The 13027-nt window shown below is 66.8% G+C and carries 7 protein-coding genes; all 7 read right to left on the bottom strand.

The features are described 5' to 3' along the window. Positions 1 to 36 precede the first annotated feature (36 nt). The gene (locus tag ASF04_RS05950) at positions 37 to 762 is read right to left on the bottom strand and encodes a response regulator (protein WP_056139022.1); all 726 of its coding nucleotides are present in this window, start codon (positions 760 to 762) and stop codon (positions 37 to 39) included. Positions 763 to 868: 106 nt separating this feature from the next. Next, the gene (locus tag ASF04_RS05945; protein ID WP_229204937.1) at positions 869 to 5842 is read right to left on the bottom strand and encodes a two-component regulator propeller domain-containing protein; all 4974 of its coding nucleotides are present in this window, start codon (positions 5840 to 5842) and stop codon (positions 869 to 871) included. 58 nt (positions 5843 to 5900) lie between these two features. Next, complete coding sequence (locus tag ASF04_RS05940) at positions 5901 to 7076, bottom strand: patatin-like phospholipase family protein (protein ID WP_056139018.1); 1176 nt, start codon at positions 7074 to 7076, stop codon at positions 5901 to 5903. Between the two features lie 75 nt (positions 7077 to 7151). Next, positions 7152 to 8954, bottom strand: a complete 1803-nt coding sequence (gene ggt / locus ASF04_RS05935; RefSeq protein ID WP_056139015.1) for a gamma-glutamyltransferase — start codon at positions 8952 to 8954, stop codon at positions 7152 to 7154. Between the two features lie 220 nt (positions 8955 to 9174). Further along, the gene (locus ASF04_RS05930; protein ID WP_056139014.1) at positions 9175 to 9933 is read right to left on the bottom strand and encodes an SDR family NAD(P)-dependent oxidoreductase; all 759 of its coding nucleotides are present in this window, start codon (positions 9931 to 9933) and stop codon (positions 9175 to 9177) included. Between the two features lie 107 nt (positions 9934 to 10040). Further along, positions 10041 to 10667, bottom strand: coding sequence for a hypothetical protein (locus ASF04_RS05925; protein WP_056139013.1), 627 nt, complete (start codon positions 10665 to 10667; stop codon positions 10041 to 10043). Between the two features lie 125 nt (positions 10668 to 10792). Continuing rightward, positions 10793 to 12958 carry a sodium-translocating pyrophosphatase gene (locus ASF04_RS05920; RefSeq protein ID WP_056139012.1) on the bottom strand — a complete coding sequence of 722 codons (2166 nt, stop codon included), beginning with the start codon at positions 12956 to 12958 and terminating at the stop codon, positions 10793 to 10795. Between the last annotated feature and the right edge of the window lie 69 nt (positions 12959 to 13027).

The raw sequence follows: 13027 nt of genomic DNA, 5'->3' as shown, positions 1-13027 counted from the left end.
CCTAAACTATCTCGACTTCAAGGCCGGCTGCCCGATTTACATCAAACCAGCCTGCCTGACCAGGCTCGCCTGCTGGTCCACGGCGCGCAGCACATCGGCCAGCACGGCCTGCACCGCCTCGTTGGACAACCGCGCAGCGGGGTCGGCCAGCAAGCCCTTGAGCGCGGCCGCTGCACCGTCGAGCCCCAGCGTGACGCAGCCGGCCAGCAGGCGTTCCACGCGCACCTGCGCGCCCTGCTGCTCGCCCCGGCCCAGCAGCGCTTCGAGATCGGCGCCGGCGGCGGTCAGCTGGTTGTGGAAGCCGTTCAGGTACACCAGCAGCCGCTCGCCGTTGATGCCCAGGCGGTTGAGCGTGGCAGCAGGATCTTCGGCGTGGTGGGTGCTGCCATTGGCCGCCTGGTCGAGAAACGCGGTCAGGTGAACCCGCACCTGCTCGGCCTGGAATGGCTTGACGATGTAGCCGGCGGCACCCGCGCTCGATGCTTCCTGCATCACGTCCTTTTCGGTGGCGGACGTGACCAGCACGAATGGCATGGCGGCCAGTTCGGCATGGCTCTTAACCCGTTGCAGCAGTTCGAGACCGGACAGGTGCGGCATGCGCAGGTCGCAAAAACAGATGGCTGGCCGCAGCCCGCCTTCGAGCTGGTGCCAGGCATCGAGCCCGTCTTCAGCTTCGACGATGTCGAACTTTCCGCAACTGTCGATCAGGTGCATCAGCACCATGCGCGAGACGACGTCGTCGTCAACTACCAGAACTTTCATGTCTCTCCTCGTGCCTCGCACTGTCTTTCCACATGTTTAACAGTGCCTGAATCATCCACGACACGCAAGCGAATTTTCTGCCGCGCCGGGGCATCCTCGCTCTATCCTAAATACGGCTGGCCTGGTCCAGCAGCGTACGCAAGCGAGGCAGCGCGACCTCGATCTGCTGCCATTGACCGTGGTCGGCGCAGGTTTCGAGTTCGCCGCACAGCGCTTGCAGTTCCTGCTCTTCCAGGTAGCCGGCGCTGCCCTTCATGCCATGCAGCAGGCGGCCGGCGGTATCGGCGTCGCCGGCCGCCAGCGCCGCTTCCAGGTCGGCCAGGCGCAGCGGGGCGTCCTCGCGGAAGGCGCCACGCAGGCGCGCCTTGAGGTCGCCGCTGCCGCTGTGCTGCGCCAGCCGTGCCGTGTCCGGCGCAGCCGGTTCAACGCCGAACATGGCGTCGAGGTCCGGCGTACCGGCGCGCGCCGGGGTTCCCTGCGTGGTGACCTTGTGCGCCATCGGCGGCAGGTGGAAGCCGCGCTGCAACTGGCGTTCGATCGCGCGGCTCAGCTGAAAGTGCAGCTTGTCCTCGTCGATCGGCTTGGTGAGGAAGTCGTCCATGCCGGCCGCCGGATAGCGGCTGCGGTCCTCCTCGCTGGCGTTGGCGGTGAGCGCGATGATCATCAGCTCCTGGTCGCGCACCGGTGCATCTTCCGGCCCGCCGGCGCGAATCAGGCGGGTGGCGCTGGCGCCGTCGAGTTCCGGCATGCGGCCGTCCATCAGTATCAGGTCGTAGCGCGTGAGCGCGCAGGCCTTCACCGCCAGCGCGCCATTGGCGGCGATATCGACCTTGTGGCCCAGGTCCTCGAGCATCATGCGGATGATGATCTGGTTGGTCGGGAAATCTTCGGCGCACAGTACCCGCAACTGGTGGCTGTGCGGTTCGCGCGGCACGTGCGGCACCGTCGGCGGCGCCACGCCGTTGACCAGCGGCAGCTCGAACATGAAGGTACTGCCGGAACCGGGCGCGCTCACTGCGTTGATGCTGCCGCCCATCAGTTCCACCAACTGGCGGCAAATCGCCAGTCCCAGGCCGGTGCCGCCGTAGCGGCGCGTGGTGGACGCGTCGGCCTGCTCGAACTTCTGGAACAGGCGCGGAATGGCTTCGGCGTCGATGCCGATGCCGGTGTCCTCCACCAGGAAGCGGATGCGGTTGATCACGCCCTTGCGGCCGGCCAGCGCGGCGACATCCTCAAGTGTCTCGCCGTCTTCCGGCATGCGTTCCACGCGCATGGTCACGGTGCCGCTGCGGGTGAACTTGAAGGCATTGCCCACCAGGTTCACCAGCACCTGGCGCAGCCGCGTGGGGTCGCCCACCACGAACTGCGGCAGGTCGTCGCCGAATACCAGCTCGAAGCCCACGCTGTGCGCGGCGGCCTGCTCCTCGAACAGGCTCACCACGTTTTCCACGGTGGACGTCAGCGAAAAATCGATGTTCTCGATGGTGAGCTTGCCCGCCTCGATCTTGGAAAAATCGAGCAGGTCGTTGATGATGGTGAGCAGCGACTGGGCATTGGCCTGGCCGCGCAGGATCTGTTCGCGGGTGCCGTCCTGCAGCGATGGGTCGCGCAGCGAAAAACCCAGCATGCCGATCACGCCGGCCAGCGGCGTGCGCATCTCGTGGCTCATATTGGCCAGGAATTCGGACTTCTGGCGGGTGGCGTCTTCCGCCTTCTGCTTGGCCTGGCGCAGGCGTTCGTCGTTGTCCTGCAGGGCGCGGTTGGCCAGCGCCAGCTCCTCGGTATGCAGCCGTACTTGCCGTTCCTGCAGCAGCAACTGGCCCTGGGTCTGGCGCAGCGTTTGCAGCGTGTCTTCCAGCTGCTGGTATGCGCGCGCGTTTTCCAGGCCGGCGGCGGCGTGCGAGGCCAGCGTTTGCAACATGTCGAGGTGGACCTGGCGGTACACATTGCGCGCCACGCTTTGCACACTGAGCAGGCCTACCACGCGGTCGCCCACCACCAGCGGCGCGTACATCATCGACTTCGCCCCCGGCATGCGCACGCCATCTTCGCGCACGCATGGCGACAGCGCATCAAGACCGGTATCGTCCATGTACCTTCGGTACTCGACGTCGAAGTCGTTGATCAGGAGCGGCTTGCCGTGGGTGAGGCACCACACGGCCAGCTGGTTCGGATCGTCCATCTGGCGCTGGTACGGCATGGTGCGCACCCCCGCTTCCACCGCGAACGGGAAGTGGATCACGCCGTCCTGCTCGCGCACGAAACCGATGCCGAAGATCTCCGCCTGCATCAGATCGTGCACGTGGCGGTACAAGGTACTCATCAGGGTTTCCATGTCGAGCGTGGCGCTCATTTCGCGACCCAGTTCGCTCAGCACGGAGATATTGCGGTGCGCCTTTTCCACTTCCTCGGTTTGCCGTTCGGCGTCCAGGCGGCGCTGTTCGGCCTCGGCGCGCTGCGACTCCGCCTCCAGCCGGCGCAGTTCGAGTTCGTGCTTTTGCTGTTGCAGCAGGCGGTTCTTGTGCTGCACTTCGGCCGTGCGCGACTCGACCAGTTCCTCGAGCCGCTGCTGCTGGCGGTGCAGGCTGCGCATGCGTGCCTGGTAGGCGGCATAGGCGGCGCCGAGCAACAGCAGCGTGACCAGGGCGCGGAACCACCAGGTCTTCCAGAACGGCGGCAGGATGGTGATCCGGAGCGTGGCGGCATTGTCGTTCCACACGCCGTCCTTGTTGGCGGCTTTTACGCGGAACACGTATTCGCCGGGATCGAGGTTGGTGTAGGTGGCAAAACGCTTGGTGGCGTCGGTCACAACCCAGTCCTCGTCGAACCCCTGCAACTGGTAGGCGAAGCGGTTGCGCTGCGGGGCCGCGTAGTGCAGCGCCGCGAACTCCAGCGAAAACACCGAATCGGCCTGGCGCAAGGTCAGTTCCCCGGTGTGCTCGATGGCCGTCTTGAGCACATCGGCATGGTCGCCCTGCCCCGCCTTGAGCGACTTGTTAAACACCTGGAAGTCGGTGATGGCCACCGGCGGCGCCACGCTGTTTTCGCGCACCGCCTGCGGCGCGAACGCGGTGATGCCGTTGAAGCCGCCGAAGTACAGCGTGCCATCCGTGGTGCGCAACGCCGAACCGTCGAAGTACGCGCCTTCGATGGTGCCGTCGGCATCGCTGTAATTGCGCACCATACCGGTGGCGATATTGAACTTCGACAGGCCGCTGTTGGTGCTCAGCCACAGGTTGCCGGCGCTGTCGGGCAGGATCGCGGCAATGGCGTCGTCGGCAATGCCGTCCTTGCGCAGGTAGCGGCGGAAGGTGATGGTGCCGTCGGCGGCAGTCTCCATGCGGTTGAGGCCCGCCGCCGTGCCCACCCACAGCGTGCCGGTATCGTCTTCGTACAGGCTGTGCACCTCGTCGTGGCTCAGCGACTGCGGATCGGTGGGGTTGCGGCGGAAGTGGCGGAACGTGCCGGTCTTGCGGTCGAGCAGATCGAGGCCGTTGAAGCTGCCCACCCACAGCCGGCCGCGCCGGTCTTCCAGGATCGGCCGCACCACGTTGTCGGCCAGGCTGGCGCTGTCGGTCGGGTTGTGACGGTACGTGTGCACGTCCATGGTCGTCGGATCGAGCCGGTGCAGGCCGCCACGGCTGGCGATCCACAGCAGGCCGGCGCGGTCGGCCACGATGTTGCGGATGGTATCGCTGGCCGGATCGCCGCGCACGAACGACAGCGTGCGGACGGTGCCGGTGGCCGGATCGAGATGGTTGACGCCGGCGCGCCCGCCGATCCACACCGCGCCGGTGCCGTCAGGCGCACGCCACAGCGCAGTCACCTGGTCGTCGTTCAAACTGTCGGGCCGCGCCGGGTCGTGGCGCCATACCTTGCTGCGGCCCGTCTTCGGATCGTACAGGTTCAAGCCGGCGCCGGTGCCCAGCCACAGGCGGCCGTCGCCATCCTGGATGGCGGCCGAGGCGATGGCACGCACCTTGTTGTCCGACAGCGCGTCCGAATCCTCGGTATGGCGCACGATGCGGGCAAAGCCGCCGCTGCCCATGTCCACCCGGCTGACGCCATCGTTCCAGGTGCCCACCCAGAAGGTGCCCACGCGGTCGCGGAACAGCGCCGACACCTGGTTGTCCGCCAGGCTGTGGCTGTCGCTGAACTGGTGGCGGTACTGCACCAGCCGCTGCTCGCCCGGCAGCCAGCGCAGCAGACCGTCGGCATGGGTGCCGATCCACAGCTGCTTTTCGATGTCTTCGTACAGCGCGGTGATGCTGGTGCCCGGCCGCAGTCCTTCCGCAGTGCCCAGGCGCCACCGCTGCGGTTCGCCCTTGTCGCCGATGCGCCACTGTTCCAGCCCGCCCATGGTGCCGACCCACAGCATCTGGTTGCGGTCCACCTGCAGCGCCAGCACGGCGTTGAAACGACTGTCGCCGCCGGCGTCGAGCCGGTAATGGATAAACCGGGTAGCGCCCGGCGCCAGCATATCGAGCCCGGTAGCGGTGGCCACCCACAGGCGGCCGGCAGCGTCGCGCGCCAGCGCGTTGACCTGGTCGTTGACCAGGCTGCCCGCATCGGCCGGGTCGTGGTGCCAGCTGGTGAAGCGCCCGGTGGCCGGATCCAGGTGATGCAGGCCATCGGCGGTAGCTACCCACAGGCCGCCCAGTCCATCGTCGGCGATGGCGCGCACGTGGCGGTTGCCGTTGCCGCGCTCCACCGGCGCCGTAGGCAGGTAGTGGACAAACGTGCGGGTGGCGGGGTCGTAGCGATCGAGGCCGCCGTCGGTGCCCACCCATAGCTGCCCCGAAGGATCGACGTGCAGCACCCGCACCCAGTTGTCGGCCAGCGTGCGCGGGTCGGACACGGCGCTTTTATAGGTAACGGCGCGGTAGCCGTCGAAGCGCGTGAGGCCGGCCTGGGTACCGAGCCAGATAAAACCCTGCTTATCCTGGGCGATGGCCAGCACCGACTCCTGCGCCAGGCCGTGTTCCACGCTCAGCTGTTCGAAGCGCAGCGTGCGCGGCGGCGGCCCGCCCCATGCGGCGGCCGCGCCCAATACCCACAACAGCAGGGCCGGCGCCAGCACATGTCTCCACAGATGGTTCAGGGCGTACAAAAAGCGGGGTCTCCCTAGGGGGGTATGCTCAGGATTCGAAGAAGGCCAGCACGTCTTCCTTGCGCGCCTGGGTATCGCGCTGACCCAGACGGATCAAGTCGCAAGTATACGACGATTCGAACAACAAATACGAAGCAAGCGCCGCGCCGCGCGTTTCAGTGGCGCCAATTCCCGACAACATGGTGCGGATCGGCGCCGGCAGGCTGCCGATGTGGCGGGTAGCGATATCGTCGAGCCGCTCCGATGGCGCAATCACCAGCAGCTTGACCGGCTTGAGCGGGGTCTGCTCGAGCAGTTCTTCCGGCAGCAGCGACAGGGTCTTGTTTACCCGTTCGAGCCGCTCGATATCGACCGCCAGCGAATCGAGGAAGATCGAGGACATGGCGTGGCCGGCGATCTGCGCCAGGCTTGGATAGCGGGCCGCGCCCCGCTCCGGCGCATTGCGCGACGCCTCGGTCAGGCGCCCCGCACCGACTACCAGCACCTTGCGCGCACCCAGGTGAATGGCCGGGGAGATCGGCGCCAGCTGGCGCATGGAGCCGTCGCCGCAGTATTCGCGGTGGCCGCCGATGAACAACGGCGTAGCCGGAAAAATGAACGGGATCGCCGACGACGCCAGCAAGTGCTCCACGCCGATCTGGTCCTGCAATGCGAGGCGCTGCATGCGCACCCACGGAGATATCTCGGCGGCGGTCTGGTAAAAAGTGAGGTGGTTGCCGGCGGTGTAGGACGAGGCGGTGACTGCCAACGCGTGCAGCAGTCCCTCGGACAACACGGCATCCAACCGGGGCAGGTCGAGCATGCGGTGCAGCAGGCCGACCAGCGGAGTGTTGTCCAGCAGCGACGCCGGCGGCGCGGCGCGCCACTTGCGCAGCAGCCAGCCGAACGACAGCAGGGAGAGCCAGCGCGCGCCCGAGCGCAGCACGCCCAGCGAATCGGCGCGGTACACCTGCGCCACTTCGATGTTCTGCCACACGTCGAGCAGCTTTTGCACGCCCTCGCCAAAGTTGTCGGCACGGCAGGCCAGCGCGGTGGCGTTGATGGCCCCGGCCGACGTGCCGCAGATGATATCGAACGGGTTACGCGCCGGCGGCCAGCCCGCTTCCCACAAGATCTCGGAGATGGCCTGTAACACTCCCACCTGGTAGGCCGCGCGCGCGCCGCCGCCGGTGAGGATCAGGCCTGTTTTCTTTTGACGTCCCATGGCCCCAGATTAGCAGGGTATGCGCGGTTTGGGAAAGCCATTTCGGCGCGGCCGGTCGCGCGGTCAGTCGCCCCTTCAGTCACCCAGCACGATGCCTTCGCGGCGCGGATCGGCGCCGCCAAACCACTGCGCCTTGCCACCCACAACGCGGCGCTCGATGCCCTGCAGGCCGGAGTTCTGCTCGGTCTCGCGCACCTCGTGGCCGCGCGCCTTCAGTTGCGCGATCACCTCGGCGCTCACGCGGTTCTTTTCCAGCTCGGTCGGACCATTGCGGCTGCCCAGGTTGGGCAGGCTGATGGCCTGCTGCACGTCGAGCTTCCAGTCCAGCGTGCCGACCAGCACCTTGGCCACGTAGTTGATGATGGTGGAGCCACCCGGCGAGCCGGTGGCCAGCACCAGCTTGTGCGTGCCCTTGTCGAACACCAGCGTCGGCGACATGGCGCTGCGCGGGCGCTTGCCGGCCTGCACCCGGTTGGCGATCGGGCCGTTCTCGTCCTGCGAATCGAACGAGAAGTCGGTGAGCTGGTTGTTGAGCATGAAGCCATCGACCATCTGGCGCGAACCGAAGGCGTCTTCCACCGACGTCGTCATCGACAGGCCGCCACCGAAGGCGTCCACCGCCACCAGGTGCGAGGTCGAGGGCTTGTCGATGGCGGTGTCAGCACCCCACGCCACGTCCATGGTGTCGGGCGTGCCGTAGTTGGCGCGGCCCATCGACTGGTCGCCGATCAGGGCGGCGCGTTTGGCCAGATAGCGCTTGTCGAGCAGGGCCGAGACGCCCTTGCCCGGCAGCGGCACGAAGTCGGTATCGGCCACGTAGCGGTTGCGGTCCGCGTAGGCCAGGCGCCCCGCTTCGCTGAACAGGTGGATGCCGTCGGCAGTCAGCTGGCCGTTGACCGGCTTGTACGGGCTGATGTCCTTCACTTCCAGGATGCCCAGCATCTGCGCAATCGCGATGCCGCCCGACGATGGCGGCGGCGCGCCGCATACGGTCCACGCCTTGTAGTCGCTGCAGATCGGCGCGCGCTCCTTCGCCTGGTAGCCGGCGATGTCGGCGGTGGTGAGCTTGCCCGGGTTGGTCGGATGGCCGGCGACCTTGGCGACGATGTCGCGCGCGATGCGGCCCTTGTAAAAGGCGTTGGCGCCGCCGTCGGCGATCTCGCGCAGGGTGCGCGCCAGCTCGGGATTTTTCAGGATGTAGCCGACCGGGCGCGGTTGGCCCGCGTCGTCAAAAAAGTAGGCGCGCGCCACCGGGTCGCGCGCCAGGTACTTGTCCCACTTGAGCAGCGCGTTCAGGCGCGGGCTCACGGCAAAGCCGTCGTCGGCCAGCTTGATGGCAGGCGCAAACAGGGTTTTCCACGGCAGGCGGCCATGCTGCTTGTGCGCCAGTTCCAGCATGCGCAGCACGCCGGGCGCGCCGACCGAACGGCCGCCGACCACGCCGGTCTCGCGCGAGACCGGTTTGCCATCCTTGTCCTGGAACAGGTGCTCGTCGGCCGCGGCCGGCGCGGTTTCGCGGCCGTCGTACGACTGCACCCGCTTGCCGTCGGAGTACAGCAGGAACGAACCGCCGCCGATGCCCGACGATTGCGGTTCGACCAAGGTGAGCACCAGCTGGGTGGCAATCGCCGCATCGATGGCGGCGCCGCCCTGCTTGAGGATCTGGTAGCCGGCCTGGGTGGCCAGCGGATTGGCGGCAGCCACCATGAACTTCTGCGCCGACTTGCCGGCCTTTTCGGCATAGCCGGTGGCGATTTCGGGCGCGACGTCGTGATTAATGCCGGGGACTTTGGCCGGCGCCTGCAACTGGGCGTAAACGGGGGCGTGCAAGGCACCCAGCATGGCGGCGGCAAGCGCCAGGGTCTTCAAACGAATCATGGGTTCTCCGGATCGGGGCGCGCAACCTGCGGCGCGCCTGAACGGCCATCGTACACGAAATCGTTTAAATCGTTTACTGCTGAACTTTATGCTTCTTATAGAGGATGCCTCGAAAACCGTAGCGAGCGGCCCGATATCGCCTTGAGTAGCGGAAGCGTACGGAGGTACGCTGAGCAACGCAGAGGCGATAGCGGAACGCGCAGTAGGTTTGCGAGGTATCCTATTTGGCGGCCATGCGAATGGCTCCGTCAAGGCGAATGACTTCGCCATTGAGCATGGTGTTCTCGAAAATCGCCCGCGCCAGTTGCGCATACTCGTCCGGCTTGCCGAGCCGTGGCGGGAACGGCACCATGGCGCCCAGCGCATCGCGCACCTCTTGCGGCATGCCCAGCATCATCGGCGTTTCGAAAATGCCGGGCGCGATGGCCATCACGCGGATACCGCTGCGCGCCAGGTCGCGCGCCATCGGCAGCGTCAGGCCGGCTACTGCCGCCTTGGACGATGCGTACGCCGCCTGCCCCATCTGGCCATCGTACGCCGCCACCGACGCGGTATTGATGATAACCCCGCGCTCGCCGTTGTCCAGCGGCGCGGTCTTGCCCATCGCTTCGGCCGCCAGGCGTGCCATGTTGAAGGTGCCCACCAGGTTGATCGCCACCACGCGCTCGAACAGCGCCAATGCATGGGCGCCTTCCTTGCCGACGGTCTTGGCGGCCGGCGCGATGCCGGCGCAGTTGACCAGGCCGCGCAGCGGTCCCAGCGCAGTCGCCGCTGCCATCACCGCCTGCGCATCCGCTTCGGAAGTGACATCGCAGCGCACGAACACGCCATCGAGTTCCGCCGCCAGCGCCCGTCCGCCGTCTTCCTGCACGTCCGCCAGCACCACCTTGCCGCCGGCCTGCACCAGCATGCGTGCGGTGGCTGCGCCCAGTCCCGACGCGCCGCCGGTGACGATGAATACATGTTCTTTTATCTGCATGGTGTCTCCACGGTTGACGATGATGTTTACGCTCACCTTACGTTTACGTAAACGTAATATTGAGCACCATTGTAGCCAAAATCAGCGTGGAGAGATACAGCGGCCAGTCAGCACTGGATGAACGCGCCGTTACGTGAGCACAGCTTGCCGCTGGGGCTGACCACGGTGTTGCCGGGGCCGTTGTTGTAGCGCTGGCCGTTGGGGCCGTTGCAGCCGGCGGCGTCGCAACCGGCAGTGGGCACCGGCGCGCCGGGCCGGGCGCCGGGATCGGAGCGCGGTGGTGTGGACGGCATGGGCGGTGCAGGCAGTACGCGGGAGGGCGTGGCGGGCGAGGTTGGCGCGCTGAGCGCCCGCGAAGGCGTGGCGGGGGTTATCGGTGTGGGCGTTACGCGTGATGGCGGCTGTGCCTGGTCGCGTGGATCGTTCTCGGCCGGCGACACCCGTTCGATCGCTTGCGGCACCGGCCGTCGTGGCATCGGGTCGAGCGCCTTGGCGGTGCGGCACGGCTCCTCGGCCAGGTGCTTGCCGTCTTCGCTGAGCTTACATGGCGGCAGCTTGGCGTAAGCCTCTTTTTCGGTATCGACTTCGGGCGCGCGTGGCTGCGGTGGCTGCTGGGTGGACTGTCGTGCCGGTTCCGCCGGCTGCTGCGCCCAGGCGCCGGCGCACAGCAGCGCGGCGGCCAGGCCGGCTGCCGCGCTGGCGCCCAGCCGTACAGCGAAAGTTGGTTGATGCATGGTGGTCTCCTCCTGCTTGGTATCACGCCAGCCTACCTCGTTCAGGGCAGGCCTGGCGCGCGTCAGGAGGTGCGGTTCAACGGCGCCGCCGGCATGCTGTGTCCGGTAGGTAGCGTGTCAACGTATCAACGAGTTGGTCCTGCGCCCGGCACCACAATCACGTCAGGCGCCACCACTACAGCCGGCGCCACGATCGCCGCCGGTACGGGGGCATGCGCCACCACCGGCACGCTCACCGCCAGCCAGCCCGAGGCCGGCAACAGCGGCACCAGCAGCAGCGCCACGATGTTGATGATCTTGATCAGCGGGTTGATCGCGGGGCCGGCCGTGTCCTTGTACGGGTCGCCCACGGTGTCGCCGGTGACGGCCGCCTTGTGCGCTTCGGAGCCTTTGCCGCCGTGGTGGCCGTCCTCGATGTATTTCTTGGCGTTGTCCCAGGCGCCGCCGCCGGTGGTCATGGAAATGGCCACGAACAGGCCGGTGATGATGGTCCCCATCAGCATGCCGCCCAGCGCAGCAGCCCCCAGCAGCATGCCGACGATCACCGGCACCACCACCGGCAGCAGCGACGGAATGATCATTTCGCGGATCGCCGAGGCGGTGAGCATATCGACCGCCTTGTCGTACTCGGGCCTGGCCGTGCCTTCCATGATGCCCTTGATATCGCGGAACTGGCGCCGCACCTCCACCACCACGGCGCCGGCCGCGCGCCCCACCGCTTCCATCGCCATGGCGCCGAACAGGTACGGGATCAGGCCGCCGATGATCAGTCCCACGATCACCATCGGGTTGGACAGGTCGAACAGCACGCTGCGCCCGGCCGACTCCAGCGCGTGAGTGTAATCGGCAAATAACACCAGCGACGCCAGCCCCGCCGAACCGATCGCATAACCCTTGGTGACAGCCTTGGTAGTATTGCCCACCGCGTCGAGCGGATCGGTAATCGCGCGCACCGACTCGGGCATGCCGGCCATTTCGGCGATGCCGCCGGCGTTGTCGGTGATGGGGCCGTAGGCGTCGAGCGCCACCACGATGCCGGCCATCGACAACATCGCCGTGGCGGCAATCGCCACGCCGTAGAGCTGCCCGAGCTGGTACGAGACCAGGATGGCCGCGCACACGGCCAGCACCGGGTAGGCAGTGGACTTCATCGACACCCCGAGGCCGGCAATGATGTTGGTGCCATGGCCGGTGGTGGACGCCTGGGCGATATGCTTGACCGGTGCGAAGTCGGTGCCGGTGTAGTACTCGGTGATATAGACCATCAGCCCGGTGAGCACGATGCCCACCACCGTGCAGCCCAGCAGGCGCAGGCGCACCGACGGGTCGGCCCACACGTACCAGGTCACCGCGATAAAGCCCAGCAGCGACAGCCCGGCCGCCCACCACAGCCCCGTGTACAGCGCCGACATGATTTTTTTACCCGGTTTGGCCTTCACCATCGAGCAGCCGATGATGGACGCGATGATCGATACGGCCCCCAGCAGCAGCGGATAGACCACGGCGGCCACCGGCGCGCTCACCATCAGCAGCGCCCCCAGCAACATGGTGGCGATCAGCGTGACCACGTAGGTTTCAAACAGGTCGGCCGCCATGCCGGCGCAGTCGCCGACGTTGTCACCGACGTTGTCGGCAATTACGGCAGGATTGCGCGGGTCGTCCTCGGGAATGCCGGCTTCGACCTTGCCCACCAGGTCGGCGCCCACGTCGGCGCCCTTGGTGAAGATGCCGCCGCCGAGGCGCGCAAAGATTGAAATCAGCGACGCCCCGAACGCCAGCCCGATCAGCGGCTCGATCAACTGGTGGGTGTTGACAGTGGCGGCGGCCAGGTCGGATGGCAGGCCGGCGGTGAGGTACATATAGAACAGCACCACGCCCAGCAGCCCCAGGCCAACGACCAGCATGCCGGTAATCGCGCCGCCGCGAAACGCCACGTCGAGCGCGGCGTTCATGCCACGGGTGGCGGCTTGCGCGGTGCGCACATTGGCACGCACCGAGACGTTCATGCCGATGAAGCCGCAGGCGCCCGAGAGCACGGCGCCGATCAGGAAGCCGAGCGCGGTATTAAAGTCGAGGAAGATGGCAATCAGGATCAGCAGTACCACGCCGACCAGGCCGATGGTGCGGTACTGGCGCGCCAGGTAGGCGGCGGCGCCCTGCTGGATGGCCAGCGAGATTTCCTGCATGCGCGCGTTGCCGGGGTCCTGGCGCAAGATCCAGCTGCGCGACCACAGGCCGTAAATGACGGCGATAACGCCGCAACCCACCGCTAACCACAAACTGGCTGCCATAGTGTCTCCCCTTTTTGTTATCGAGCGAACTGCGGAACAAACTCACAAAACGTCAAAGCGGGGGAATAT

Source organism: Duganella sp. Leaf61 (assembly GCF_001421905.1).
Classification (GTDB): Bacteria; Pseudomonadota; Gammaproteobacteria; order Burkholderiales; family Burkholderiaceae_D; genus Rugamonas; species Rugamonas zoogloeoides.
Note: the sequence above shows the minus strand (reverse complement) of the source record. Positions and strands in the feature narration are given on the sequence as shown.